Source organism: Agrobacterium sp. 719_389, assembly GCF_900188475.1.
Classification (GTDB): Bacteria; Pseudomonadota; Alphaproteobacteria; order Rhizobiales; family Rhizobiaceae; genus Agrobacterium; species Agrobacterium radiobacter.
Genome location: NZ_FYEM01000003.1, coordinates 355512 through 380491 on the forward strand (window position 1 = coordinate 355512; position 24980 = coordinate 380491).

Consider the following 24980-nt stretch of genomic DNA (forward strand, 5'->3'; position numbering starts at 1 on the left):
TTTTGATGACTTTTTGATTTGCCCGATATCGCACCGTGCTCTTGAGGCACGCCGAGGGAACTCTAATGAACACATCGATCCTTTTGCTGATACTGGCGCTCATCGGCATCGGCAGCTATCTGCTCGGCAGCCGCCGCGCCGTTGTCCTGTCTGGTGGTCGCCCCTCCAGCATGCATTCCCGTGCCGGTTATCACGGCTCTTACGCGGTCGTCTGGGCTGTTTTGCCCGCGGCGTTCATTCTCTGCGCCTGGCTCATTATCAGCCCCCTGCTCGTCACGTCGGCGGTGCGCGGTAATTTCCCCGAGGATGTGCGGGCGCAATCCGAAGCACAGCAGAGCCTGACCTATGGTATGGTGACCTCCATCGCCCGCGGTCTTCAGCGGCTGACGCCGGAGGAAACCGCGCAGGTCGAGGCCGATACGGCTGCGGTCCGGCCGCTTCTGGCATCGAAGGGTGTGGCGATCGCGGGTGATCCCGAGCGCTTCATGGTCGATGCCGCCCACATGCTCAACAGCATGACCTCCACCAGCCGCCTCGCGATGATTGCCGTCGTGCTGCTGGCCGCGCTTGGCGGCGGCGCCTATGCGCTGCGGGCGATCGCGCCGCGCTTCCGGGCGCGCAACCAGGTCGAGAAGGTCATTCTCGCGGCCCTGCTCGTCGCCTCGTCCATCGCTATCCTCACGACCATCGGTATCGTCCTGTCGATGCTGACGGAGGCGATCCAGTTCTTCACCATGGTCCCGGCGCACCAGTTCTTCTTCGGAACGGTATGGGATCCGCGTTTCGCAGCGGCTGGTGCGACCGACTCCTCCGGCCAGTTCGGCCTGATCCCGCTGCTCGCGGGCACGCTTTATATCGGTTTCGTCGCCATGCTGGTTGCGGTTCCGGTCGGTCTTTTCTCGGCGATCTACATGGCGGAATATGCCTCGCCGCGCTTCCGCTCGATGGCAAAGCCGCTGCTTGAAGTACTCGCCGGTATCCCCACCATCGTCTACGGCTTTTTCGCGCTGACGACGGTCGGTCCTTTCCTCAGAGACATTTCCACGCAGATCAATGGTCTGGCGACGGGTAACTACGCCAACTTCATCCAGGCGCAGAGCGTCATCACCGCCGGTTTCGTCATGGGCATCATGCTGATCCCCTATGTCTCGTCGCTGTCGGATGACATCATCACCGCCGTTCCGCGTTCGCTGCGTGACGGTTCCCTCGGTCTCGGCGCCACGCGGTCCGAAACCATCAAGAGGGTTATCGTTCCCGCCGCTCTTCCCGGCATCGTCGGCGCCGTGCTGATGACGGCATCGCGCGCCATCGGCGAAACCATGATCGTGGTTCTCGCGGCCGGCGTTGCGGCCCGCCTGCAGCTCAATCCATTCGAGCCCATGACCACGGTGACCGTCAAGATCGTCAGCCAGCTGACCGGCGACCTTGAATTCACCTCGCCGCAGACGCTGGTCGCCTTCGCGCTCGGCATCACGCTTTTCGCCATCACGCTTTGCCTGAATATCTACGCGCTTTACATCGTGCGCAAATACCGGGAGCAATATGAATGACCGACATCGTCTCTCCCGCAGCCGGCGCTGGCGCCGTGAACAAGGCCACGCGCCGTGATATCGGCATCAAGCGCCGTTATGCCGCCGAACGCCGTTTCCGTGCTTACGGCATGGCAGCGATTTCCTTCGGCCTCATCTTTCTCTTCCTGCTGCTTTTCTCGGTGGTTTCCAAGGGTTACACCGCCTTCCAGCAGACGATGATCACCGTTCCGGTCGAGTTTTCCGAACAGATCATCGATCCGAAAAATGAGCGCGCCACCAACCCGGCAAAGCTGATGACGGCCAATTATCCCGTTGTTGCCCGTGACGCGGTCGCAAAGGTCCTTGGTGTTGCGCCCACGGACCGCGCCGGTCTTCGCGCCGTCAATCTCCTGATCTCCGACAGCGTGCGCACGCAGCTTCGCGACATCGTCGTCGCCGATCCCGCCGTCATCGGCACCACCCGCACCGTCACGCTGCTGGCGTCGGGCGATGTCGACAGCGCCTTCAAGGGTCAGGTCGATCTGACCGCGGATGAAGCCAATCGCCGTATCTCGAACCAGCAGCTCGGCTGGATGAACCAGCTCGCCGAAAGCGGCCAGCTCGGCAAACATTTCAACACCGGCATTTTCGTCAACGGCGCTTCGAGCCGTCCGGAAGCGGCGGGTGTCGGTGTGGCGCTGATCGGTTCCTTCTACATGATGCTGATCGTGCTGGTGCTGTCATTGCCGATCGGTGTCGCGGCCTCGATCTATCTCGAGGAATTCGCCCCGAAGAACCGTCTGACGGATCTTATCGAGGTGAACATCAACAATCTCGCGGCTGTTCCTTCGATCGTTTACGGTCTGCTCGGCCTCTCCGTCTTCATCAACTTCATGGGCTTTCCGCGCTCGGCCTCGCTGGTCGGCGGTCTCGTCCTGACGCTGATGACCCTGCCGACGATCATCATCGCGACCCGCGCTGCCCTGAAAGCCGTGCCGCCGTCAATCCGCGCCGCCGCCCTCGGCCTCGGCGCCTCCAAGATGCAGACGATCTTCCACCATGTGCTGCCGCTCGCCATGCCCGGCATTCTGACCGGCACCATCATCGGCCTCGCCCACGCGCTGGGCGAAACGGCGCCGCTGCTCCTGATCGGCATGGTGGCATTCGTTGCGAATTACCCGACAACGCCGATGGATCCGTCCACGGCCCTGCCGGTGCAGATTTATATGTGGGCGAACGAAGCCGAGCGCGCCTTTGTCGAAAGGACATCCGGCGCTATCATCATCCTGCTTTTGTTCCTCATCGTCATGAATGTTGGCGCAATCCTGTTGCGTCGCCGCTTCGAGCGGCGCTGGTAGAGGGAGATTGAGCAATGAACATGTTGTCGGAAGCAGCAGTTGAAAAGGCGCTGGACAAGAAAATGAATGAAGTCTCATACAAGATGATCGGCAAGGACGTTTCGGTTTATTACGGCGAAAAGCGCGCGCTTTACGACGTGAACCTCAACGTTCGGGAAAATACGGTGACCGCGCTTATCGGCCCGTCCGGCTGCGGTAAATCCACCTTCCTGCGCACCCTGAACCGTATGAACGACACGATCGACGGTTGCCGGGTCACCGGCAAGATCACGCTCGATACCGACGATATCTACGATCAGGCGATCGACGTCGTGGAATTGCGCGCCCGCGTCGGCATGGTGTTCCAGAAGCCGAACCCCTTCCCGAAGTCGATCTACGAGAACATCGCCTATGGCCCGCGTATCCACGGTCTCGCCCGCAACAAGGCGGATATGGACCAGATCGTCGAGCACAGCCTGCAGAAGGCGGGTCTCTGGAACGAAGTGAAGGATCGCCTGCTGGAGTCCGGCACCGGCCTTTCCGGCGGTCAGCAGCAGCGCCTGTGCATCGCGCGTGCGGTTGCCGTCAGCCCGGAAGTGATCCTGATGGACGAGCCCTGCTCGGCCCTGGACCCGATCGCGACCGCAAAGGTCGAGGAACTGATCCACGAGCTGCGTACCAATTACACGATCGTCATCGTCACGCACTCCATGCAGCAGGCGGCGCGTGTTTCCCAGCGCACGGCCATGTTCCACCTTGGTCATCTTGTCGAAGAAAACGAAACCGACAAGATGTTCACCAATCCGGACGACCAGCGCACGCAGGATTACATCATGGGCCGCTTCGGCTGATCCCGGCCGGCGCTTTATCGAAACCGAACAAGACTGGTGCCTCTGCCGTGCCCGCTTCCGGGTACGCGCATGCAGGCCAAGCCGGAGGACTAGACCATGACACAGACAACGACCCATTCGCATATCCTGTCGGCCTATGACGACGAACTGAAATTCCTGACGCGCCGCATCGCCGAAATGGGCGGTCTCGCGGAACAGATGTGCGCCGATGCCGTGCGTGCGCTCGTCAATTCCGACGCCGCGCTCGCTCAGAAGGTCATTTCCGATGACGCGATCCTCGATCATTCCGAGCGCGAGATCGGCGACAAGGCCATCGTCACCATCGCCAGACGCCAGCCGATGGCGGCCGACCTTCGCGAGATCATCGGCACGTTGCGTATCGCCGGCGACCTTGAACGCGTTGGCGACCTTGGCAAGAACACTGCCAAGCGTGTGATCGCGGTTGCCGGAACCGGTGTGCCGCGCAAGCTCGCCCGCGGCATCGAGCACCTGTCGGAGCTTGCGCTGGTGCAGCTCAAGGAAGTCCTCGACGTTTATTCCACGCGTTCCGCAGAGAAGGCCAATGCCATCCGCGAGCGCGACGAAGAAATCGACGCCATGTATACGTCGCTCTTCCGTGAGCTTCTGACCTACATGATGGAAGATCCGCGCAACATCACCACCTGCACGCATCTTCTGTTCTGCGCCAAGAACATCGAGCGTATCGGCGACCACGCCACCAATATCGCCGAGACGATCTATTACATGACCACCGGCAGCCAGCCGGAAGGTGAGCGTCCGAAGGACGACAGTTCCAACACGCTCGGTTCGGTGACCGAGTAACAGACGAGCAGCGGCTTGCGGAGTTAGCATATGGTGCCCAAGATTGCAGTTGTGGAAGACGAGGAAGCGCTGAGCGTCCTCCTTCGTTACAATCTCGAGGCTGAGGGATATGACGTCGACACAATACCCCGTGGAGACGAGGCAGAGATCAGGCTGCAGGAACGTATTCCGGACCTTCTTATCCTGGATTGGATGCTTCCCGGCGTTTCCGGTATCGAACTGTGCCGTCGGCTCAGGATGCGGCCGGAAACCGAGCGCCTTCCCATCATCATGCTGACGGCGCGCGGCGAAGAAAGCGAACGGGTTCGCGGCCTCGCCACCGGCGCCGACGATTATGTCGTGAAGCCGTTTTCAACACCGGAACTCATGGCCCGGGTCAAGGCCATGCTGCGCCGGGCCCGTCCCGAGGTGCTGTCTTCGGTGCTGAAATGCGGTGATATCGAGCTGGATCGCGAGACCCATCGCGTTCACCGCAAGAGCCGCGAAGTGCGCCTCGGCCCGACGGAGTTCCGCCTGCTGGAATTCCTGATGACGTCACCCGGCCGGGTGTTCTCCCGCTCGCAATTGCTGGATGGCGTCTGGGGCCACGATATCTATGTGGATGAGCGCACCGTCGACGTGCATGTCGGACGCCTGCGCAAGGCGCTCAATTTTTCGCATATGCAGGATGTTATCCGCACCGTGCGCGGCGCCGGATATTCGATGGAAGCCTGAGCAAGACTCGACCGACGAGTTACACTCGGGACAACATCCCGCCAAAACCGAAAGGCCCGAACCGGAATGGTGTCGGGCCTTTCGGTTTCTGGACACTCCCAAACGCGAAGGCTTCATCCTTTTTGACGGGACGACGGACAATTGGCTGAAATCCCGCTCGCTCAATCGGAATTGTGGGTCGGGTTCGACAGCGATGGAAGATAGGGATCGGCGCTTCGCCGGTGAGTTGACCCCGGAACCGCCTGAGTTTTGCCATAAAAAAACGGGCCCGAAGGCCCGTAGTTTTTGAGTGTCGAATGCGTGCCGCAACACTCAAGCCTTGCGGCGCTCGCTTACCGGCTGATAGGCGAGTTTCGCATGGAACTTGCAATAAGGCGAAGATTCCAGCGCTTCACAACCGCAGAAATGGAAATCATCCTTTAGCGGATCGCCGACCGGCCACTTGCAGGTGCGCTCCGTCAGTTCCGTCAGCGTCAGGCGACGGGAAATCGGCGAAACCACGTTTTTGGAAGGAACGTAATCGAGAACCTGTGCGGTCTCGATGTCCATCTCTTCATTCAGCGCGGTTGCCGCGTTCGAACGGGTGAGAATCCGTGCCGGCGCCGCATTGACGCGGCCTGCAAAGGTCGTCGCGCGTGGCGCAGGTGCAGCGGTGCGCTTGGGCGCAGAGCGCGCCGAAGTGACCGGACCGCCAGCCTTGACGCGCCCCGGCAGATTGAGACGATGGACCTTGCCGATTACGGCATTACGGCTGACGCCGCCGAGCTGCGCTGCAATCTGGCTGGCGCTAAGGCCCTCGGACCATAATTTCTTGAGTTTCTCGACTCGTTCGTCTGTCCAGTTCATGCCGCTTCTCCGCTCGTCGCGTATAATGTCGGCAGAATCCCTCTCCGTCTCGCGGGCGTGCCGCGAGCGTGGTTTCTGCCGGATTTTTGGTGACTAGTTCCGCCGCAATGCAGTCTAGTAATTAGCGATTAACCTAGTGCCACGCAGACTCCGTGGCAAGAGTCGCGGGATTCATCTCGAATCGATTTTCCGGTTTTCCCCAACTTGCTGGCGAGTTGAGTCTGAAAGGCAACACCTTGGGCCTCGCAGGCCGCCACCTACTAGGGCTTGAGAAGCCCGGGAAATACGGACTTTTGTTGACATCGGCAGGCGAAGTGACAATAGTGCCCCTGCCGCCGCGAGGCGGCATTTTTGATTTTCAGGCGAGGGATAACCCCCAGAGCCTATTGACAACCGTCTGACAGCGCGTCTGCGCAAGGAGTGATACAGCCATGGCCGAAGCCGCCGCGCCATTGTTCGATACGTTTGCAAGAGCCCCCCTGCGCTTCGAGCGAGGCGAGGGCGTCTGGCTGTTCACGGAGAGCGGCGAACGATATCTGGATTTTGCGGCTGGCGTCGCGGTCAATTCGCTGGGTCACGCCCATCCGCACCTCGTGGAAGCGATCAAGACCCAGGCCGAGAAGGTCTGGCACGTCTCGAACCTTTATGAAGTGCCGGGCCAGGAAAAGCTTGCCAAGCGCCTGACGGAAGCGACATTCGCAGACAAGGTCTTCTTCACCAATTCCGGCGCGGAAGCGCTGGAATGCGCGATCAAGACCGCGCGCCGTTATCATTATTCCAAGGGGCATCCGGAAAAGTTCCGGATCATCACCTTTGAAGGCGCCTTTCATGGACGTACGCTGGCGACGATCGCCGCCGGCGGCCAGCAGAAATATCTCGAAGGTTTCGGCCCCAAGGTCGAAGGTTTCGACCAGGTGCCCTTCGGTGACGTTGATGCGCTGAAAGCCGCCATCACGGCCGAGACGGCTGCACTTCTGATCGAGCCCATTCAGGGCGAGGGCGGCATCCGTGCGCCCAGCAAGGAATTCCTGCAGCTGCTGCGGTCGCTCTGCGATGAGCATGGCATGCTGCTGATTTTCGATGAGGTCCAGACCGGCGTCGGCCGCACGGGCAAGCTCTTTGCCTATGAGCAGACGGGTGTCGCGCCTGACATCATGGCGGTGGCCAAGGGTATCGGCGGCGGTTTCCCGCTCGGCGCATGCCTTGCGACGGCGGATGCCGCTTCCGGCATGACCGCAGGCGTGCACGGCACCACCTATGGCGGCAACCCGCTGGCCATGGCTGTGGGCAACGCCGTGCTTGATGTCGTCCTCTCCGAGGGTTTTCTGGAAAAGGTCCGTGATGTCGCGCTGGTCTTCCGCCAGGGCCTTGCTTCGCTGAAGGATCGTTATCCTGATGTCATCGAGGAAATTCGCGGCGAAGGCCTTCTTCTCGGCATCAAGGCGAAGGTTCCGTCGGGCGAAATGCTGCATGCCATGCGCGGCGAGCATCTGCTCGGCGTGCCCGCGGGCGACAACGTCATCCGTCTCCTGCCGCCCCTCGTTACCACGGCGGAGGAAGCCCGTGAGGGGCTGGCACGTGTGGAAGCGGCCGCCGCTTCCCTGACAGCGAAACAGGCAAAAATCGCCTGAGGAAACAATAAAGGGCGGGCCTCTTCCCGGAGGCTCGCGAGCATGGGACGTTTGAAATGGCTTCACCTAAACATTTTCTTGACCTGTCGGCCGTCAGCTCGCAGGACCTGCGGGCAATTCTCAACGATGCCCGCGCGCGCAAGGCCGCAACCAAGGCCGGAACGGCGGAAAAGCCGCTTGCCGGCAAGATGCTGGCAATGATCTTCGAAAAGCCTTCCACCCGCACCCGCGTCTCCTTTGATGTCGGCATGCGCCAGCTTGGTGGCGAGACGCTTTTCCTCTCTGGAACTGAAATGCAGCTCGGTCGTGCCGAAACGATCGGCGATACGGCCAAGGTATTGTCGCGTTATGTCGACGCCATCATGATCCGTACAACGGATCATTCGCGCCTGCTGGAGCTTGCCGAGCACGCAACCGTGCCTGTTATCAACGCCCTGACTGACGACACGCATCCCTGCCAGATCATGGCTGACATCATGACCTTCGAGGAACATCGCGGCCCGGTCAAAGGCAAGACCATTGCCTGGACGGGTGACGGCAATAATGTCCTGCATTCCTTCGTGGAAGGCTCGGCCCGCTTCGGTTACCGCATGACAATGGCGGTGCCGATGGGTTCCGAACCGCATGACAAGTTCCTGAACTGGGCCCGCAACAATGGCGGCGAGATCATGTTGTGCCACGATGCCGACAAGGCCGTGGCCGGGGCCGATTGCGTCGTCACCGATACCTGGGTGTCTATGAACCAGGAACACAAGGCGCGCGGCCACAACATCTTCCAGCCCTATCAAGTCAACGAAGCCCTGATGGCCAAGGCGGAAAAAGACGCGCTGTTCATGCATTGCCTGCCGGCCCATCGCGGTGAAGAAGTGACGGATGCCGTGATCGACGGTCCGCAATCCGTGGTCTTCGACGAGGCGGAAAACCGCCTCCACGCGCAGAAGTCCATCATTGCTTGGTGCATGGGCGCCATCTGAGCAATTCCCCCGGCCTGACACGAGGCCACGCCGGGTGCTTGAACTTGCCCACGTAGATTACCATCTGTGGGACTTCGAAGAGGCTCGTCGGTTTTGCTGGCGGGCCATCATCACGATTTGCACGTTTTTCCCGGAAGCGGTTTCTCTTCCCGGGTCTCTGTGCGACAAGCGGAAAAAGCACATTTTAAAAGCCGGACTTTTGGACGGTAGCGGCGCCACGGCTGCGCCAAGGAGTATGACATGGCAGATGTAACGGTTGAACTGGACGATCTCGATTTTGCTGGCGACGACAAGGTTGTGCCCTTTCAGGTCGAAGGTCTGGATGTGCGCGGCCGCGCCGTACAGGTTGGGCCGCTGCTGAATGCCATTCTCGAGCGGCACGATTATCCTGCCGCGGTCGCCCGCCTGCTGGCGGAAGCGACTGTTCTGACGGCGCTGATCGGCACGTCGCTCAAGTTTTCCGGCAAGCTGACCCTCCAGACCAAGGGCGACGGCCCGGTTGACCTGCTGGTCGCGGATTTTACCGCGCCTGAAAGCATGCGCGCTTACGCCCGTTTCGACGAGGAGCGGCTGGCCGCGGCGATTGCGGAAGGCGCAACCTCACCGGAGCAATTGCTCGGCACCGGCATTCTGGCCTTCACGATCGATCAGGGCGTGGGCATGCAGCCTTATCAGGGCATCGTGCCGCTCGATGGCTCGTCGCTGGAAGACATTGCCGGGGTTTATTTCCGTCAGTCGGAACAGCTGCCTACCCGCGTGCGGCTGGGCGTTGCCGAGTTCTTCGACCGTGATGGCGAAGGCAAGCCGCGTCATGGCTGGCGTGCGGGCGGCGTTATCGCGCAGTTCCTGCCGCAGGCGCCCGAGCGGCTGCGTATGCGCGACCTGCATGGCGGCGACGGCGATGAAAGCGGTCACGAGGTGCAGGAGGATGATGCCTGGATGGAAGCCGTCACGCTGTTGAACACGGTGGATACCGACGAGTTGACCGATCCGCAGGTGCCGGTGGAACGCCTGCTCTTCAGGCTTTTCCATGAGAGCGGCGTGCGCATCTATGATCCGCAGGCAGTTTTCGACCGTTGCAGCTGCTCGCGGGACAAGATCAAGGGTGTGCTGTCAGGCTTCACCGCCGAAGAGATCAAGGCGAGCGAGGAAGACGGGGCCATTGCTGTGACCTGCGAGTTCTGCTCCACCACCTATCGCTACGATGTCAGCGAATTTGAAAATGCCTGAATAGAAAGCCGCGCCCCACAAAGGGTGCGGCTTTTTCATTGCCGGGCGAGTGGTCAGTTCAGAACCCGCATCAGGCCCGGTGAATCCAGCGAAAAGGCGGGTATGGTGACGTTGAACACCTCGCCATTTTCCGTTTCCATTTCATAATGCCCGAACATCAGGCCCGAGGGTGTGTCCAGCGGGCAACCCGAAGAGTATTCGTAGCTGTCGCCGGGTTTAAGATGTGGCTTCTCACCCACGACGCCAGGCCCATAGACCTCATCGACCTGTCCGTTCTGATCGGTGATGTGCCAATAGCGATTGACGAGGGTAACCGGAATATCGGAGTTGTTCGCGATCACGACTTTGTAGCCCCAGACGTAACGATCGTCATCCGGGTCGGATTGTTCCTCGAGATAATACGGGTCGACCGTTACCTCGATATCCCTTGTCAGAGCACGATACATACGCGCCACACCTCGATATTATGCCTGCCGCCACATCCTACACTATAGGTTCTGGCTATCGTCAAGAAAATGAATGACTTGACGGGCAGGGGGCATCTCCTGTTGCGCTGCTTTCCACCGTTAGGGATAACGGGAAAGGTAAATATTGGTTGCCTGATAGGGTCTTTTCGGACCGCACCGGCGAACCATGGCCCGACACGCGGTCAGGCCATGGCGATTTGCCGATTGAATTTTCAGGCCGAAACGGCCGCCAGACCCTTCGCCAGGTCTTCCAGCAGATCGTCGGTATCCTCGATGCCGCAGGAAAGGCGCAGGGTGCCGCCGGAAATGCCGAGTTCAGCACGCGCCTCGTCGGAGAGGTTCTTGTGCGTCGTCGTGCCGGGATGGGTGATAAGGCTCTTGGCGTCGCCGAGATTGTTGGAAATCTTTACGATCTCAAGCGCGTTCTGCAGCTTGAAGGCCGCTTCCTTGCCACCCTTCAGTTCGAAAGCCACCAGCGTCGAGCCGCCGGACATCTGCCGTGCGATGATGTCAGCCTGCGGATGGTCGGCGCGGCCGGGATAGATGACCTTGGCGACCTTGCCGTTATCGGCGAGAAAATCGGCGATTTTGCCGGCATTGGCCGTCTGCTGCTTCACACGCAGCGGCAGGGTCTCGATGCCTTTCAGAAGCGTCCAGGCATTGAACGGCGACATGGCCGGGCCGGTATGGCGGAAATAATCCTGCAGCTCTTCTTCGATCCACTTCTTGTCAGAAAGGATCACGCCGCCGAGGCAGCGGCCCTGGCCGTCAATATGTTTGGTGGCCGAATAAACAACGATATGGGCGCCGAGTTCGAGCGGCTTCTGGAAAAGCGGCGTCGCAAAGACGTTGTCGACCACCACCTTGGCGCCGATCTGGTTGGCGAGCTTCGCCACGCCGGCAATATCCACCACTTCGAGCGTCGGATTGGTCGGGCTTTCGAGGAAGAACAGCTTGGTGTTGGGCTGGATCGCCTTTTCCCAATTGCCGAGATCGCGACCGTCGATCAGCGTGCATTCGATGCCGTATTTCGGCGCGAGCGTTTCGACCACCCAGCGGCAGGAGCCGAAAAGGGCGCGGGCAGCAACGATATGGTCGCCGGCGCGCAGCTGGCACATGATGGCGGCGGTGACGGCGGCCATGCCCGACGCAAGTGCGCGGGCGTCTTCAGCGCCTTCCAGCAGGCACATGCGCTTTTCGAACATGTCGTTGGTAGGGCTCGCATAACGGGCGTAGATGAACCCGTCCGTTTCACCCTTGAAGCGCGCTTCGGCTGCTTCGGAGTTTTCGTAGACGAAACCCTGGGTCAGATAGATCGCTTCCGACGTTTCACCGTAAGGGGAGCGTAGCGTACCGCCGTGAACGAGCTGGGTTGCCGGGCGCCATTTATTGCTCATGTGATCACCTTCAAAACAAAAAACCGGCCGCAAAAGCAGACCGGTTCCTAGCACCCGGTCTTTTTAGCCACTTGTTTAACGTGGCTGCAAGCCGACCGGCCAAATCACCACGGGATAAGCTTGCCATACTGCCGTTACCGGCTTGCGTCAATGCTTTCCTTTTGGTTTTGTCGCCGTAAAAAGGAATGATGACCATGACGAGAACCACGGGCATTTTGGCGGATGGCGCGATCAAGGCGCTGTTTGCAGGCGGCAAGCTGAAGAGCGAGGCCGATCTCGATGCTGATCAGGTGCAGCCCGCCAGCCTTGATCTCAGGCTCGGCTCGAAGGCCTATCGCGTGCGCGCCAGTTTCATGCCCGGCCCCGGAACCCAGGTCATCGACAAGCTCAATCGTCTCAGCCTGCACGAGATCGACCTCACTCAGGGCGCGGTGCTGGAAACCGGTTGCGTTTATATCGTTCCCTTGATGGAAAGCCTTGCGTTGCCGGCGGACATGTCTGCCTCGGCCAATCCCAAAAGCTCGACCGGCCGTCTCGATATCTTCACCCGCGTCATGACCGATAACGCGCAGGAATTCGACAAGATACCGGCTGGTTATGCCGGCCCGCTTTATCTGGAAATCAGCCCGCGCACATTCCCCATCGTGGTGCGCCGGGGCTCACGCCTGTCGCAGATCCGCTTCCGCATTGGCCATTCGCTGCTCAACGAAAGTGAACTGCTGAAGCTGCACGAGACGGAAATGCTGGTCGCAAGCGACACGCCCAACGTGACCGGCGGCGGCATCGCGCTTTCGATCGACCTCAAGGGTTTCGGTGAAAACGGGCTGATCGGTTATCGCGGCAAACATCACACGGCGGTGGTGGATGTCGACAAGAAGGCCCAGCACGACGTTCTCGATTTCTGGGAACCGCTCTACGCACGCGGCCGCGCCGAATTGATCCTCGACCCGGATGAATTCTATATTCTCGTCTCACGCGAAGCTGTCCACGTTCCGCCGCTTTACGCGGCTGAAATGACGCCCTTCGACCCGTTGGTGGGCGAGTTCCGTGTGCATTACGCCGGCTTCTTCGATCCGGGTTTCGGCCATGCCGAGGCCGGCGGCACGGGCAGCCGCGCCGTGCTCGAAGTGCGCAGCCACGAAGTGCCCTTCATCCTGGAGCACGGCCAGATCGTCGGCCGGCTGGTTTACGAGCACATGCTGCAGAAACCGGAAGGCCTCTATGGCAGCGGCCTCGGCTCCAACTATCAGGCGCAGGGACTGAAGCTCTCCAAGCATTTTCGCGCCGAATAACGAACCCGGCGGGTGCTTGACACCCGCTGCGAACTATCCGATGTCTTATGCGCGCGCGGGTGTAGCTCAATGGTAGAGCAGCAGCTTCCCAAGCTGAATACGAGGGTTCGATTCCCTTCACCCGCTCCAGCGATGCCGCGATCCATGTGCCGGAATATTAAAGGTCATAAGAGAAAGCCGCATCCCGATGGCGCAGTCCCTCAGCGAGATCAGTAAATTTCTAAGCTATGTCCTTCGTCACAAACCGGATGCGATCGGTATTAAACTCGACGCGGAAGGGTGGGCCAATATCGACGAGTTGATAGCAAGAGCCGATATTCCCCTTACGCATGAGTTGCTGCTTGAGATTGTCGATACCAGCGACAAGAAGCGGTTCGCCATTTCTGCCGATGGGCAATTCATCCGGGCCAATCAGGGCCATTCGGTGGTGGTGGATCTCGGTCTCGAGCCTGTAGAGCCACCCGTTTTGCTCTATCACGGCACACCACCCGTTTTCTCGGCAGCATCAGGGAAAAGGGATTGCTCCCGCAGAACCGGCAATATGTCCATCTCTCCGCTGATAAAGAAACAGCGAGAAGAGTTGGAGAAAGGCACGGAAAACCTGTTATTCTGACGATCTCCGCCCTGGCGCTGCATCAGGGAGGCCATCGTTTCTTTCAGGCCAAAAATGGTGTCTGGCTCACGAATGAGATAGAGCCGGGCTCTCTTCCGGGGCTGCCGGAAGAGGTGGGCTGAAGCCACTATTTTCCGCGGAACAGCCTGAAATGGTGGGATACGGTCTTGGCCGGATCGTCGTGGAGCCGGCTTTTGGGAGTAGTACACAATTTAGCTTGACTACGATTAAATTGCACGTAATAGTTGATGCAGTCGTAACATAGGGAAAGTGTTATGAGTCGCAAACTTCTTTCGGAATTTCTGGGAACCTTTTGGCTCGTGTTCGGAGGATGCGGCAGCGCGGTTTTTGCCGCCGCCTTTCCCGAACTCGGCATCGGCTTCCTTGGCGTCGCTTTCGCTTTTGGTCTGACCGTTCTGACCATGGCCTACGCGGTTGGCGGCATTTCAGGCGGTCACTTCAATCCGGCTGTTTCAGTTGGCCTCACGGTTGCCGGTAAATTCCCGGCGGCAAGCCTCGTGCCTTATATCGTGGCGCAGGTTCTGGGGGCGATCGTCGCGGCTGCGGCGCTTTATGTCATCCTCACCGGCAAGGCAGAGGCTGACATTGGCGGTTTTGCCGCCAATGGTTATGGCGAACATTCGCCGGGCGGATATTCTCTCGTATCGGCGCTGCTGATCGAAGTCATTCTGACGGCATTTTTTCTTATCGTCATTCTGGGGTCGACGCATGGCAGGGTTCCGGCCGGCTTCGCGCCGATCGCCATCGGTCTTGCCCTTACCCTTATTCATCTGATTTCCATTCCAGTCACCAACACATCCGTCAATCCGGCCCGCTCGACGGGACAGGCGTTGTTCGTCGGCGGATGGGCGCTGCAGCAGCTCTGGCTGTTCTGGCTTGCTCCGATCCTTGGTGGCGCCATCGGGGCCGTGATCTGGAAAATTTTCGGCGAGGAAGAGAAGGCCGGCCATGCCGGTTCGGTTCAGCCTGCGCAGACGTGAATAAGAGGCTTTGTTTCCCCGAATGGTCGGGGAAACGACTGAGGAGGATGACATGGATCTTGCTTCGATATTGGCCCAAATCGTTGGCGGTGCGGTAGGCGGCACGGCCGGTGGAAAGATAGTGAAGGACTCCGATCTTGGTTCGCTCGGCAACCTGATTGCCGGCGCCATTGGCGGCCTCGGCGGCGGAACCGTGCTCGGATCGCTGCTCGGCGCGGCGGGCGGTGCGGCAGCCGGCGGCGTGGATATCGGCACTCTTGCCGGTCAGCTCGTTGGCGGCGGCGTCGGTGGTCTGATCGTGCAGATCATCGTCGGCCTGATCAAGAACAAGCTCGTTGCCAAGTAGAGCGGTTCGGTCGATCTCAGGATGAAATGACGGACCTTGCCGAAGGAGGAGCTTCGTTCGGCAAGGCATTGGCTTCTATTATTGATGACAGCGGTAATGCAAAGCCTGAAGCGGCTTTGCAGATAACGGTATGTCGCTGAAACCATGAAGCGTCGCCGCGGTTGGCCGAAAGAAGCACCAAAACTATTTTGACTGTTTTCGAAAACGCCGGGTCAGTCGGTTTTTTTGACGACCGGAGCGTGTGGTGTCTTGTTCCATGCGAAGGGTTTGGTTTTGAGCTCCACCACGGCCCGCCAGGCCGCGACTGATAACATCAGCCAATATGCGGGCATCGCCAGCCATCGCCCTCCGACATGTCTTCTTTCATAGGCGATCATTCTGTTTCGACCCATCAGCACGAAGATCGTGTAGCTTCCGACGATATTCAGCGCATCGATAAAAAACAGCAGACCCTGCCAGGTGATTAGCAGATCGACGCCTTTTTCCCGGATGGCGATAATCATGAATGTCAGGGAAACGAAGAGCAGGGGATGGGCAAGCGACGACAGAAGCATGCCGCCGATCAGCAGCTGAAAAACCATATAGGCAAACCATCCCATGTCGCGGGCGGTCGCAAAAGGCGCACGGGTCATCACCAGCCAGCTTTGCAGCCACCCCTTGTACCATCGTGTTCGCTGGTTCAGCCACACGGGCAGCGAGGTCGGCGCGTCCTCCAGCGTCTGTCGTCGGATGACGCCGCAACGATAACCGAGCCGATGCAGCCTGAGTCCGAGGTCGGCGTCCTCGGTTACATTGTAGGGATCCCAGGCGCCGGCCCGCCGCAACACGGCGGTCCGGAAGTGATTGGAGGTGCCGCCAAGCGGCAGCGGCAAGCCGTGTGCGGATAGCACAGGTAACATGCAGCGGAAGAGACCGGAATATTCCAAGGCGAAACAGGCGCTGAGCCAGGAGGAAGAGGCATTACTGATGATAAGCGGCGCCTGCAGGCAGGCCACCTCGTCAGGCTCGCTGCGAAAGGCGGTATAGGCTTCGCGCAATTGCTGCGGATGGGGCCGGTCCTCGGCATCATAGACCACAATGAATGCGCCGCGAGCGCCGGAAAGCGCATAGGTGAGGGCTTTGGGTTTGGTGCGCGGCAGGGAGGGGGGCACCCTGACGACCTCTATATGCGGGCCGGGGTTTATCCGACGGATCGCCTCGATCGTTGCGTCGTCGTCCGCCTCGCAGACAAGCTTGATGTCCAGCCGGGATCTGGGCCAGTCCAGACGCTCCAATGCGCCGATGAGTTGCCCGATGACGGCCTCTTCCCGGTAAAGCGCCACCAGAACGGTATAGACAGGCAATTCGTTTTCCTGCCGAAGAGGCAAGGTGGCGTCCTTTTCCATGGGTAGATGAACGAGCGCGAACAGCCTGAAAAGCAGGGTCAAAAGGTAAAGCATCGTCAGGGTGACATGGAGATACGTAAATGCCGCTTCCGTGTAAAACAGCAGCGACAGAATGAGCAGCGTAAGGAGAACGCCGCTGCAAAAACCCTGCTGGCCATGCAGCGTGATCCTGGCGGAATGGTGCGGCGCCGTGTTGAAAAGCCGCTGCTGGGTTTCTGCCGAGCGGCGGGCCTCGCCCGCTTTCCAGATTGCGTTGCGCATGGCCTGCGGGGTTGTGACGGCAAAGTCGTTGAGAAGACGCGGACGCTGATCCAGCATGTTTTTCAGCGACGCCATCCGCGCCAGTTCCGGCACGATCAGCAGCGTTGGCGTGCCGTTCAGCGGTGTCAGCCGCAGGAACCTTGGTTCGAAGAGCTGAGTGTCCAGCTTATTCAAGTCCGTCACACGATCCGGATCGATTTTCGGGAGAAACGGCAACCGCAGGAATCTGGCGAAAGCGCCGAAATAGGCATCCGTCGTGACGAGACCGCTTGCCAGCAATTCGTCCTCCAAAGTCGAGCTATTTTCCAGAGCCTGCTGTTCGAATGCCTCGATATAGGGCCTGCCAAATCCCAGCGAAGAGAGAAAGCGGGCTTGGTCCTGTTCGGAAGCGGTTGAGAGTGGATTTTCATTGAGATGGGAAAATGCAATTTTTCGTGTCGCCGGCGTCGTGCGAAACGAATCTCGTGTATATTGCCTAGAATAATCCATGCATTGCCGCCGCCGTCATGGTAACGCCCACTTTCTGTCACGGATAGTATAGATGAGAATGACGAATGTAACGCGGAATATAAGTCTCGGATTTACTTTAGCTTTCGCTTTACAATTTACTGGTTTTTTTAGCGATGTACGTGCGGAGGGCCTGTCGGACGGGAACCGGATGCCGGTGTTGTTCGATGCGCAGGAGCGATTTCCGGGCGGCGACCTTTCTTCCGTTCCCCGCATCAGATTTCTGATGTCGGTCGATTTTCCGCCGTTCAATTTTACCGACCAGGAAGGCCGGCTTGCGGGTTTCCATGTCGATCTGGTGCGTGAAATCTGCGCCCAGTTGAAGGTGGAAAGCAAATGCCAGGTGCAGGCGCTGCCGTTTGACGAGCTGGAGGCGGCGCTCGAAATGGGTGAGGGCGAAGCGGTCATTTCCGGCCTCGCCACCACTGCCGATCTGCGCAAGAGTTTCACCTTCTCGCGGCCCTATCTCTTAATGCCTGCCCGTCTTGCGGTGAACAAGGCGGCGAAATTCACCGGCTCCGGCGCTGATGCGCTTTCGGGAAAGAAGGTGGGTGTGGTTGCCGCTTCGCGGCACGAACAGATGCTGAAAGCATTTTTTCCAAAGGCCACGGCCGAGGGTTTCGATGGTTACGAACCCATGTATGACGCATTGAAGAAAGGTAAGGTGGACGCCATCTTCGCCGATGGTCTGCGCCTGCCTTTCTGGATTTCGGGAACCGCGTCCGAAGGCTGTTGCGCCCTCTTCGGTGGTCCCTATATGTCCGACAGGTTTCTCGGCGAGGGCCTGTCCATCATGACCGTCGATCCCGACAACGTGCTTGTTCCGGCTTTCGATCAGGCGCTGGCGGCCCTTTCCCGCAATGGAAGGCTGGAAGAAATCTACCGGCGTTATTTCCCTTACGGGCTCTATTAGAGAGAGCCGGCCGCCAGATCGGTTCTGACGCCAGCTCTTATTTGGCCGGCGCGAAAACCTCTTCGTTTCGGCGCAGGCGCAGCAGCGCGATCCACACGGCGGCGGCGATCGCGGTTTCCACCATGAAATAGCTGCCGATCGTTCCCGAAATGCTGAAGGACCAGGTGAAGAAGGCCACGACCACGGAGCCGATGAGATTACCGCTGTTCCAGATCTTCGCGCGAATATCCTGCCGTCCGGATGCGCCGAGCGCCTCGAGCGCGGTGGCGGCAACGGCCATCGGCAGAACCGCCCAGCAAAGCACGCGGGTGATGATAGGCAGCGAAACATATTCATCGCCAAACAAAAGCGGCAGGAAGGGTGCGATGATGAAAATGACGAGCGCACTGCCGGTCGCGATGAAAAGTGCAGCCTTCAGCACGTTATAGGCGCGCTCTATGGTCTTGCTGATGCCCTGCAGGGCGGCGGAGGCCGAACCCGGATAGATCAGCCGGTTGAGGGCTTCGACGGAGAGATAGGAACTGTCGAGAATGCGCCGGGCGATGGAATAGCTGCCGAGCACCTCGGCGCTGGCAATGGCGCCGAGAACGAGAATATCGGCATTGCCGCGCACGGCCTTGAACAGGAACTGGGTGGAAAACAGGACGCCGATGCGGATTTCCTCACGCACGATGCGGAACACCGGGCGGCCTAGTCTCGCGATCGCCTTCACCGAAATCATGGCCGCAATGGTGTGGGCGGCGAGGTTCCACAGCGCCCAGGCCTCCACGGTTTCCACCTTGAAGATGAGGCAGGCGACCACCGCGGCAATGGTGCGGGCGACGGCAAACATCACTTCCAGCTTGTTGGCGGAGGCAAAGTCGGAATGCGCGATGAAGCTCTGCGTGGAAAGCGAGATGACTTTCAGGAGGACGAGGTTCGTGAACAGGATCAGGAAGGTGGTGATTAGCGTGTGCAGCAGGGTTTCCGAGGTCGGGAAAAATACCGGGATCGTCACCATGCCGATGATTGTCAGCACCACGCCGGTCGCGGCGCTCAGGAGATAGCTGTGGCCGAGCATGACGGGAAACATGCTGCGATCCTGCGCCACACGGCGGATCAGCGATTCCTGCGAACCGATACCGCATATCTGGACGCCGAGATTGGTGACGGCCGTGATGGAGGCGTAAAGCGCGAATTGTTCGACACCGAGATGGCGGGCAAGCAACGCGAAGGTCAAAAGCTGGGCGGCGCTGGACATGAGGAGCGCTCCGCCTGACGCCATGTAGGTCAATCCCAGTCTGACTAGATGGCCGAGCCGCGGCGTATTGAACGACACCTCATTCTCCATGTTTTCCGGCATTGCCGGGGGAATTCAAAAATGACTGCGTTGTTTTTAAAATCTGGCGAACTGAAAAAGCCGCAACCGGCCAATAATGTGAAGGTCCGCGACCCGAATGAATGGCAGTTTATCCTGTCTTATCCCTCTTGAGGTAAGAGAGGGTTAAAGCAATTGCATAATAATGATGATAATGACTGTTTATGGTTATTTGGACATGGCCCTGTTTCAGAAGGGTTTCGTTGTTCGTCACAAGGCAGGCCAATGATCCGATCATCCATATCAGGTGCAGGCGACCATGCCGCGTTTGGCTGACACGCAGCCCCTCTCTGCGCAGGGCAGTGCGATATCCCTTGCCGGCGGCCGGCGCGACGCGATTTTTTTCGTCGCCACCATGCTCTATATCTGGATTTCCGTCGCACCTTTCGAAAATCTCGCAGCGCCACCTGTACCGCACGCCGCCGCAAACCAGCTGACCGGCCTCGTGATCGCGTTGATCCTCGGCGTTTTTGCACTGCGCCACCGGCTGACGGGTCTACTGCTGCGGCCGCGACTGCCCATTCTGCTGCTGTTCTTCTGGCTGGCGATATGCTCCGTGGTTGGAACCCAGCCCGGCACGTCGCTGCAACGTCTGGTCTTCACGGCGCTCCTGTGCTTCATCACCAGCGTTCTCGTCGTCATGCCGCGGGACCGGCGGCAGTTCGACCGGATGATGGCTATCTTCGCCATCATTCTCCTGGCGTTGTGTTATCTGGGGGTGATCTTCCTCAGTTCGCGCTCGATCCATCAGCCCTATGATCTCGATGAGAAAGCGCTCGCGGGAGACTGGCGCGGCATTTTCAACCACAAGAACGCCGCCGCTCCGGCCATGATCATTCTTTTCATGATCGGGCTTTACCTGCGCAACGCCTGGTCGACGCTGGGCGGCATCGCCATCACGCTGCTGGCCGGTTTTTTCCTCTGGAAGACCAATGGAAAAACCGCGGCCATGCTTTTGCCCGTCACCGTCGCGCTGATCTGGATCATGGAAAGGCATGCCCACCGCACGCTGCTTATGATCGGCGGTCTTCTGGCCTTCATCAACATATCCGCGGTCGGCTCCACTTATTTCCCAAGCATACAGAATTTTGTCGAAAGCCTGGGCATCGATTCCACCTTCACTGGCCGCACGGACATATGGCGGCTGTCCTTCGACACTTTTGCGCAATCGCCGATCTTCGGGCAAGGGTTCCAGGCATTCTGGGCGAGCGACCGGCTCCTGTCGCAAGCCGATATAGCCGGCACCTGGGCCGTCACAGCCTTTCATGCCCATAATGGCTATATTGAAAGCCTGCTGAATGGCGGCTTGCCGGCCTTCATTCTCACCGTCATCTGGCTGGTCATCATCCCCGCGAACGATTTCCGCACGGCGGTGGACAAGGGCACCGATCCGGGCCTGACCCGACTTTTTGCACGAATTTGGGTGTATGCGCTGCTTTCTTCGTGTCTTGAGAGTAATTTCTTTACCGGAACCGGGCCTATCTGGTCTTCTCTGCTGATCGCAATCTATTGTTTGAGGCATCAGGCTTACGACATACTTGAACAGGGGCAGTAATTTGCAGACAGGCCGGGGGGCTTTGTATGACGCAAAAAATCGGGACTTTTGCAGACCGGATCAATAACCGGCTGGTGCGCTATTTTCCGGGACCTGCGGCACGGATCGAAACATCCGAACCGATCGTGTCCTTCACATTCGATGATGTGCCGGCAAGTGCCTGGACGGCGGGTGCGCGCATTCTGGAAAACGAGGGCGTCTGCGGGACGTTTTATATCGCCGGCGTGTTCATCGACAAATACGATGAACAACAGCAGATGATTTCCACAAAAGGCTGTTCGGAACTGGCCGCGGCCGGCCATGAACTTGCCTGCCACACCTTTTCCCATCGCAAACTTTCGAGCTTTTCACGACGGGGGCTCGAGGCGGATCTCGATCGCAATGACACCGTGCTCGGATCATTCGATGGAAGCCGCCACGGTCGCAATTTCTCCGTTCCCTTCGGCATGGCCTCACCGGTCATGCAGTCGCTGCTGCGGCGCCGGTTCAGGACTGCACGCGGCATCATGCCTGGCATCAACCGGGGCAGCATCGACCCGTATAATCTTGCCGCAGTCGAGTTGCGTGCGGATCAGAACTACCTCAACGCCGCCGACCAGTGGCTGGAAGATGTTCTGCAGAAAGGCGGCTGGCTCATCATCTTCACCCATGATGTTTCGCGCACACCAAGCTTTTACGGTTGCCCTGAAGACAGATTTCAGGGCCTCGTCCGCAGGGCGGTGTCCGGTGGTGCGAAGATCATGACGGTCGATGCCGCGGCAACGGCGCTCGGCCTGTAGAGGAAATTCTCTGCGCGTTTCCCGGGCCGCAACGGCTGAAACGGGAAGCCAGTGTCCGCAATTGCGGGCTACTGGCTGGCCCAGATGATGCGGGCAATCCACTCCACATCGGCCATGTCGAAGCTGCGATTGGGATGTTCCGGGTTGAGCGAAAGAAGCTCGATGTTTTTGGGGCTTTGCCGTGCCAGCACCTTCGCCATCACTTCGCCGTCGCGGCTTTTCAGCACCACGCGGTCACCGCGCCGCACCTGTGCGCCCGGCTCCACGATGAGGATGTCGCCGTCACGGTAAAGCGGCATCATGCTCTCACCCTGCACTTCCAGCGCATAGACGCCCTGTTTGCGCTCGGGAGAGGAAGGGAATTCCACCACATCCCAGCCCTGACCGGCCGGAAAACCGCCATCATCGAAAAAGCCGCCGGAACCGGCCTGCGCGAAACCGAGCAGGGGAATAGCGTTGTCGGCACCTGAAGGCTGCATCGTCTGCGCCCTGCCAAAAGCATAACCGAAAAACTGGTCGACGCTTGCCCCCGTCGCCTCCAGCACCTTGGAGACGGATTCCGTCGAAGGCCAGCGTTTGCGGCCATCCGGCCCGAAACGTTTCGATTTGTTGAACGAGGTGGGATCGAGGCCGGCGCGCTTCGCCAACGCCGAAGGCGTCAGCTGATGGCGTTCGGCAAGCGTATCGATGGCGCTCCAGATCGTCTCGTGTGAAAGCATGATAGAAAGCCCGCAAGTGGAGCCGATAGCGGAAAGCTCCTGTCGTATATTGACCGGAATCTAGACCATATCCGGTCAGGAGTAAAGCAAGTAAAGGAATAAAATCCTTTCCCTACGCCACCATGGCCGAGGTATTTATCTTGGCGAGCTGGATTACCGCCTGCGTGCGGCTGTCGACCTTGAGCTTCAGCAGGATCGCGGAGACATGCGCCTTGATGGTGGCTTCGGAAACATGGAGCTCATAGGCGATCTGCTTGTTCAGCAGCCCTTCGGCCAGCATGCCCAGAACCCGGCTCTGCTGCGGTGTCAGTGTTCTCAGCCGACCGATGAGATCGGCCACGTCAGGATCCTGTTCCTTGTCGCCCTGATGACCTGCCGGTATCCAGACATCGCCTTCCAGAACCGCGCGGATGCCGTCTCTGATATCATCGATACCGGAGGACTTGGAAATGAAACCGGAAGCGCCGAGTTCGATGGACCGGCGAACCGTGGTCGCATCGTCCGTTGCCGAAACGATGACGATCGGCAGGCTGGAAAACTCCGCCCTCAGCGCCATCAGGCCTGAAAATCCGCTCACTCCCGGCATGGCGAGGTCGAGCAGCATGAGATCGGCGTCGTGGCGCGCTGCGGCCGCACTTCGGGCAGCCTCGAAATCTCCGGCTTCAACAATGGTCTGCTGCCCGTCGAGGCCGGATACGGCCTGTTTCAGGGCGCCGCGAAAAAGCGGGTGGTCATCTGCTATGATAATGACAAGTTCCGACATTCTGGCCCCCTCCCAAGGGCGTTATGCGGTTCTTTATTTGGGTACTGGCGCACTCCCATTTGCCGGCGGTCGAACGCTTCCGGCTCCTCCGCCAAAGGTTGCGCCAATCGCTCCCGCATTACAAGGAAAAGCTTGTGGACAGGCGGTCTTTCAGGGCTTCCGCAATAAAAATGCCGTGGAAACTGTGGACAATTGCCATGCTTTGCGGCAAACCGCCCGGACAGGAAAGCGCTGGAAAGCCTTGGAGAGCCCCATGCAGGAAACGCCCGCGATCATCTATAAAATCGTGCCGGAGACGTTGTGGAATGCGGCCAGGGCGAAGGGCGTCTTCGAAGGCGCGGCCATAGATCTGACCGATGGCTTCATTCACTTTTCAACGGCAAAACAGGTGGCCGAGACCGCCGCACGGCATTTTTCCGGCCAGGTCGATCTGCTTCTCATTGCAGTCGACGGCGCGGCCCTTGGCGACAGGCTGGTCTATGAACCCTCCAGAGGCGGCGATCTTTTCCCGCATCTCTACGCGTCTCTTCCCTTGACTGCCGTGCTTTGGGAAACGCCGCTTTCACTCGGCCACGACGGCCAGCACCAGTTTCCGGAGATTTTGTGATGAGCGGATTATTTTCCTCTGTCGGCCGCAAGGGCCTGTTTCTCGTCGATCCGGAAAAAGCGCATGGCCTGTCCATTGCGGCGCTGAAAAGCGGCTTTCTGCCCACCTGCATGGTGCCGCACGATCCGCGTCTGCAGCAGACCGTGGCGGGTCTCGTGTTCCCCAATCCGCTCGGCATGGCGGCCGGTTACGACAAGAATGCGGAAGTGCCCGGGCCGCTTCTGAGGCTCGGTTTCGGCTTCACCGAAATCGGCACCGTCACGCCGAAGGCGCAATCCGGCAATCCCAAACCGCGCATCTTCCGTCTGGTCGAAGATGAAGGTGTCATCAACCGCCTCGGCTTCAACAATGAAGGTCATGCCGCTGCACTGGAACGTCTGAAGCAGGCGCGTCTGCGCGGTATTGTCGGCGTCAATATCGGCGCCAACAAGGATAGCGAAGACCGCATCGCCGATTATGTGCAGGGCATCGAGGCGTTTTATTCGGTTGCGTCCTATTTCACCGTCAATATTTCCTCGCCCAATACGCCCGGTCTGCGTGACCTGCAGGCGCGCGAAAGCCTTGCCGCCCTTCTCACGGCGGTGCTGGAGCGCCGCAAGGCGGAAGCCGAACGTTTCGGCAAACGCATCCCGGTCTTCCTCAAGATCGCGCCCGATCTGACCGAAGAGGGGCTGGATGATGTTGCCGAAGAGGCGCTCGCCCATAATCTCGATGGCCTGATCGTCTCGAACACCACGCTCTCCCGCGAAGGCCTGCGCCCCGGTCCGCATAAGGGCGAGGCCGGCGGCCTGTCCGGCAAGCCGCTGTTCGAGCTTTCCACCATCGTTCTCGCCAAGATGCGCCGTCGCGTCGGCGCCAATCTGCCGATTATCGGCGTTGGCGGTATTTCATCCGCGGAAACGGCGCTGGAAAAGGTGAGGGCGGGGGCCGATCTCGTGCAGCTTTATTCCTGCATGGTCTATGAAGGTCCCGGCCTGCCATCGGCCACCGTCAAGGGACTGTCGAAGCTGGTCGCCCGCGAGGGCGTGGAGTCGATCCGCGAACTGCGCGACAGCGCGGTGGACCGCTGGGCTGACCGCAAGCTTGGCTGAGCGTTGGCAGG

The 24980-nt window shown here is 59.4% G+C and carries 23 protein-coding genes, 1 tRNA gene, 1 pseudogene and 1 riboswitch; of the genes and pseudogenes, 18 read left to right on the forward strand and 7 right to left on the reverse strand.

The window, feature by feature from the left end; all coding sequences use genetic code 11:
• Positions 1-65: 65 nt before the first annotated feature.
• The 5 genes from pstC (at position 66) to phoB (ending at position 5235) form a co-directional block, all read left to right on the forward strand.
• The gene (gene pstC / locus CFB10_RS08665) at positions 66-1550 is read left to right on the forward strand and encodes a phosphate ABC transporter permease subunit PstC (RefSeq protein ID WP_020010994.1); all 1485 of its coding nucleotides are present in this window, start codon (positions 66-68) and stop codon (positions 1548-1550) included.
• On the forward strand, positions 1547-2869 hold the full coding sequence (gene pstA / locus CFB10_RS08670) for a phosphate ABC transporter permease PstA (protein WP_020010993.1): 1323 nt from the start codon (positions 1547-1549) through the stop codon (positions 2867-2869). The genes pstC and pstA overlap by 4 nt, the downstream gene beginning before the upstream one ends.
• A 14-nt stretch (positions 2870-2883) precedes the next feature.
• Positions 2884-3699 (forward strand): phosphate ABC transporter ATP-binding protein PstB, encoded by an 816-nt coding sequence (pstB, locus tag CFB10_RS08675; RefSeq protein WP_003503557.1) that lies wholly within the window; start codon positions 2884-2886, stop codon positions 3697-3699.
• Between the two features lie 96 nt (positions 3700-3795).
• Positions 3796-4521, forward strand: a complete 726-nt coding sequence (gene phoU, locus CFB10_RS08680; protein ID WP_003503555.1) for a phosphate signaling complex protein PhoU — start codon at positions 3796-3798, stop codon at positions 4519-4521.
• A 30-nt stretch (positions 4522-4551) separates the two neighbouring features.
• Positions 4552-5235 carry a phosphate regulon transcriptional regulator PhoB gene (phoB, locus tag CFB10_RS08685; RefSeq protein WP_003493692.1) on the forward strand — a complete coding sequence of 228 codons (684 nt, stop codon included), beginning with the start codon at positions 4552-4554 and terminating at the stop codon, positions 5233-5235.
• Between the two features lie 312 nt (positions 5236-5547).
• On the opposite strand, the gene CFB10_RS08690 is transcribed toward phoB, so the two are convergent.
• Positions 5548-6081 (reverse strand): GcrA family cell cycle regulator, encoded by a 534-nt coding sequence (locus CFB10_RS08690; RefSeq protein WP_020010992.1) that lies wholly within the window; start codon positions 6079-6081, stop codon positions 5548-5550.
• A 431-nt stretch (positions 6082-6512) separates the two neighbouring features.
• Between CFB10_RS08690 and CFB10_RS08700 the strand changes: the two genes are divergently transcribed.
• The 3 genes from CFB10_RS08700 to CFB10_RS08710 all read left to right on the forward strand — a co-directional run bounded on the left by CFB10_RS08700 (position 6513) and on the right by CFB10_RS08710 (position 9916).
• Positions 6513-7712, forward strand: a complete 1200-nt coding sequence (locus CFB10_RS08700) for an aspartate aminotransferase family protein (protein ID WP_020010991.1) — start codon at positions 6513-6515, stop codon at positions 7710-7712.
• A gap of 56 nt (positions 7713-7768) precedes the next feature.
• A complete protein-coding gene (gene argF, locus CFB10_RS08705; RefSeq protein ID WP_020010990.1) occupies positions 7769-8686 on the forward strand; it encodes an ornithine carbamoyltransferase in 918 nt (305 codons plus the stop codon).
• Between the two features lie 240 nt (positions 8687-8926).
• Positions 8927-9916, forward strand: a complete 990-nt coding sequence (locus CFB10_RS08710) for an Hsp33 family molecular chaperone (RefSeq protein WP_020010989.1) — start codon at positions 8927-8929, stop codon at positions 9914-9916.
• A 53-nt stretch (positions 9917-9969) separates the two neighbouring features.
• Here CFB10_RS08710 and apaG read toward each other — a convergent pair whose 3' ends face one another.
• Both apaG and CFB10_RS08720 read right to left on the reverse strand, forming a co-directional pair.
• Positions 9970-10362 (reverse strand): Co2+/Mg2+ efflux protein ApaG, encoded by a 393-nt coding sequence (gene apaG / locus CFB10_RS08715; protein ID WP_003503545.1) that lies wholly within the window; start codon positions 10360-10362, stop codon positions 9970-9972.
• A gap of 233 nt (positions 10363-10595) precedes the next feature.
• Positions 10596-11780: an O-succinylhomoserine sulfhydrylase gene (locus tag CFB10_RS08720; RefSeq protein WP_003503544.1), complete on the reverse strand. Its 1185-nt coding sequence runs from the start codon at positions 11778-11780 to the stop codon at positions 10596-10598.
• 42 nt (positions 11781-11822) lie between these two features.
• Positions 11823-11901: riboswitch (SAM riboswitch) on the reverse strand.
• Between the two features lie 73 nt (positions 11902-11974).
• Here CFB10_RS08720 and CFB10_RS08725 point away from each other — a divergent pair.
• From CFB10_RS08725 to CFB10_RS08745, 5 genes and pseudogenes are all read left to right on the forward strand, one after another.
• Positions 11975-13072, forward strand: coding sequence for a 2'-deoxycytidine 5'-triphosphate deaminase (locus CFB10_RS08725; RefSeq protein WP_026363786.1), 1098 nt, complete (start codon positions 11975-11977; stop codon positions 13070-13072).
• A gap of 55 nt (positions 13073-13127) precedes the next feature.
• Positions 13128-13201 (forward strand) — tRNA-Gly (locus CFB10_RS08730).
• Positions 13202-13259: 58 nt separating this feature from the next.
• Positions 13260-13807, forward strand: a pseudogene (locus CFB10_RS08735) (RNA 2'-phosphotransferase).
• A 153-nt stretch (positions 13808-13960) separates the two neighbouring features.
• Positions 13961-14686, forward strand: a complete 726-nt coding sequence (aqpZ, locus tag CFB10_RS08740; RefSeq protein ID WP_020010987.1) for an aquaporin Z — start codon at positions 13961-13963, stop codon at positions 14684-14686.
• A gap of 52 nt (positions 14687-14738) precedes the next feature.
• Positions 14739-15032: a hypothetical protein gene (locus CFB10_RS08745; protein WP_026363785.1), complete on the forward strand. Its 294-nt coding sequence runs from the start codon at positions 14739-14741 to the stop codon at positions 15030-15032.
• A 212-nt stretch (positions 15033-15244) separates the two neighbouring features.
• Here the strand turns inward: CFB10_RS08745 and CFB10_RS08750 are convergent, their stop codons facing one another.
• Positions 15245-17167, reverse strand: a complete 1923-nt coding sequence (locus CFB10_RS08750) for a glycosyltransferase family 2 protein (RefSeq protein WP_020010985.1) — start codon at positions 17165-17167, stop codon at positions 15245-15247.
• A gap of 169 nt (positions 17168-17336) precedes the next feature.
• On the opposite strand from CFB10_RS08750, the gene CFB10_RS08755 reads away from it, so the two are divergent.
• The gene (locus tag CFB10_RS08755) at positions 17337-18098 is read left to right on the forward strand and encodes a transporter substrate-binding domain-containing protein (RefSeq protein ID WP_020010984.1); all 762 of its coding nucleotides are present in this window, start codon (positions 17337-17339) and stop codon (positions 18096-18098) included.
• 37 nt (positions 18099-18135) lie between these two features.
• Here CFB10_RS08755 and uppX read toward each other — a convergent pair whose 3' ends face one another.
• Positions 18136-19428: a Wzx-type polysaccharide biosynthesis protein UppX gene (gene uppX / locus CFB10_RS08760; protein WP_026363784.1), complete on the reverse strand. Its 1293-nt coding sequence runs from the start codon at positions 19426-19428 to the stop codon at positions 18136-18138.
• 286 nt (positions 19429-19714) lie between these two features.
• On the opposite strand from uppX, the gene uppY reads away from it, so the two are divergent.
• Positions 19715-21010: a Wzy-type polysaccharide biosynthesis protein UppY gene (gene uppY, locus CFB10_RS08765; RefSeq protein ID WP_020010982.1), complete on the forward strand. Its 1296-nt coding sequence runs from the start codon at positions 19715-19717 to the stop codon at positions 21008-21010.
• Between the two features lie 26 nt (positions 21011-21036).
• Entirely contained in the window at positions 21037-21789 is a 753-nt protein-coding gene (locus CFB10_RS08770) for a polysaccharide deacetylase family protein (RefSeq protein ID WP_020010981.1), read from the forward strand.
• 68 nt (positions 21790-21857) lie between these two features.
• On the opposite strand, the gene CFB10_RS08775 is transcribed toward CFB10_RS08770, so the two are convergent.
• On the reverse strand, positions 21858-22508 hold the full coding sequence (locus CFB10_RS08775) for a helix-turn-helix transcriptional regulator (protein ID WP_006313323.1): 651 nt from the start codon (positions 22506-22508) through the stop codon (positions 21858-21860).
• 112 nt (positions 22509-22620) lie between these two features.
• Positions 22621-23271 (reverse strand): response regulator transcription factor, encoded by a 651-nt coding sequence (locus CFB10_RS08780; protein ID WP_020010980.1) that lies wholly within the window; start codon positions 23269-23271, stop codon positions 22621-22623.
• Positions 23272-23524: 253 nt separating this feature from the next.
• Here CFB10_RS08780 and CFB10_RS08785 point away from each other — a divergent pair, with 253 nt between their 5' ends.
• Together CFB10_RS08785 and CFB10_RS08790 are read left to right on the forward strand one after the other, a co-directional pair.
• Entirely contained in the window at positions 23525-23878 is a 354-nt protein-coding gene (locus tag CFB10_RS08785; protein WP_020010979.1) for a DUF952 domain-containing protein, read from the forward strand.
• On the forward strand, positions 23878-24969 hold the full coding sequence (locus CFB10_RS08790; RefSeq protein ID WP_020010978.1) for a quinone-dependent dihydroorotate dehydrogenase: 1092 nt from the start codon (positions 23878-23880) through the stop codon (positions 24967-24969). The genes CFB10_RS08785 and CFB10_RS08790 overlap by 1 nt, the downstream gene beginning before the upstream one ends.
• Positions 24970-24980 lie beyond the last annotated feature (11 nt).

Coding starts and splice junctions, on each gene's coding strand:
- pstC (WP_020010994.1), top strand. CDS start 66: ATGAACACATCGATCCTTTTGCTGATACTGGCGCTCATCGGCATCGGC.
- pstA (WP_020010993.1), top strand. CDS start 1,547: ATGACCGACATCGTCTCTCCCGCAGCCGGCGCTGGCGCCGTGAACAAG.
- pstB (WP_003503557.1), top strand. CDS start 2,884: ATGAACATGTTGTCGGAAGCAGCAGTTGAAAAGGCGCTGGACAAGAAA.
- phoU (WP_003503555.1), top strand. CDS start 3,796: ATGACACAGACAACGACCCATTCGCATATCCTGTCGGCCTATGACGAC.
- phoB (WP_003493692.1), top strand. CDS start 4,552: ATGGTGCCCAAGATTGCAGTTGTGGAAGACGAGGAAGCGCTGAGCGTC.
- CFB10_RS08690 (WP_020010992.1), bottom strand. CDS start 6,081: ATGAACTGGACAGACGAACGAGTCGAGAAACTCAAGAAATTATGGTCC.
- CFB10_RS08700 (WP_020010991.1), top strand. CDS start 6,513: ATGGCCGAAGCCGCCGCGCCATTGTTCGATACGTTTGCAAGAGCCCCC.
- argF (WP_020010990.1), top strand. CDS start 7,769: ATGGCTTCACCTAAACATTTTCTTGACCTGTCGGCCGTCAGCTCGCAG.
- CFB10_RS08710 (WP_020010989.1), top strand. CDS start 8,927: ATGGCAGATGTAACGGTTGAACTGGACGATCTCGATTTTGCTGGCGAC.
- apaG (WP_003503545.1), bottom strand. CDS start 10,362: ATGTATCGTGCTCTGACAAGGGATATCGAGGTAACGGTCGACCCGTAT.
- CFB10_RS08720 (WP_003503544.1), bottom strand. CDS start 11,780: ATGAGCAATAAATGGCGCCCGGCAACCCAGCTCGTTCACGGCGGTACG.
- CFB10_RS08725 (WP_026363786.1), top strand. CDS start 11,975: ATGACGAGAACCACGGGCATTTTGGCGGATGGCGCGATCAAGGCGCTG.
- aqpZ (WP_020010987.1), top strand. CDS start 13,961: ATGAGTCGCAAACTTCTTTCGGAATTTCTGGGAACCTTTTGGCTCGTG.
- CFB10_RS08745 (WP_026363785.1), top strand. CDS start 14,739: ATGGATCTTGCTTCGATATTGGCCCAAATCGTTGGCGGTGCGGTAGGC.
- CFB10_RS08750 (WP_020010985.1), bottom strand. CDS start 17,167: ATGGATTATTCTAGGCAATATACACGAGATTCGTTTCGCACGACGCCG.
- CFB10_RS08755 (WP_020010984.1), top strand. CDS start 17,337: ATGCCGGTGTTGTTCGATGCGCAGGAGCGATTTCCGGGCGGCGACCTT.
- uppX (WP_026363784.1), bottom strand. CDS start 19,428: ATGGAGAATGAGGTGTCGTTCAATACGCCGCGGCTCGGCCATCTAGTC.
- uppY (WP_020010982.1), top strand. CDS start 19,715: ATGCCGCGTTTGGCTGACACGCAGCCCCTCTCTGCGCAGGGCAGTGCG.
- CFB10_RS08770 (WP_020010981.1), top strand. CDS start 21,037: ATGACGCAAAAAATCGGGACTTTTGCAGACCGGATCAATAACCGGCTG.
- CFB10_RS08775 (WP_006313323.1), bottom strand. CDS start 22,508: ATGCTTTCACACGAGACGATCTGGAGCGCCATCGATACGCTTGCCGAA.
- CFB10_RS08780 (WP_020010980.1), bottom strand. CDS start 23,271: ATGTCGGAACTTGTCATTATCATAGCAGATGACCACCCGCTTTTTCGC.
- CFB10_RS08785 (WP_020010979.1), top strand. CDS start 23,525: ATGCAGGAAACGCCCGCGATCATCTATAAAATCGTGCCGGAGACGTTG.
- CFB10_RS08790 (WP_020010978.1), top strand. CDS start 23,878: ATGAGCGGATTATTTTCCTCTGTCGGCCGCAAGGGCCTGTTTCTCGTC.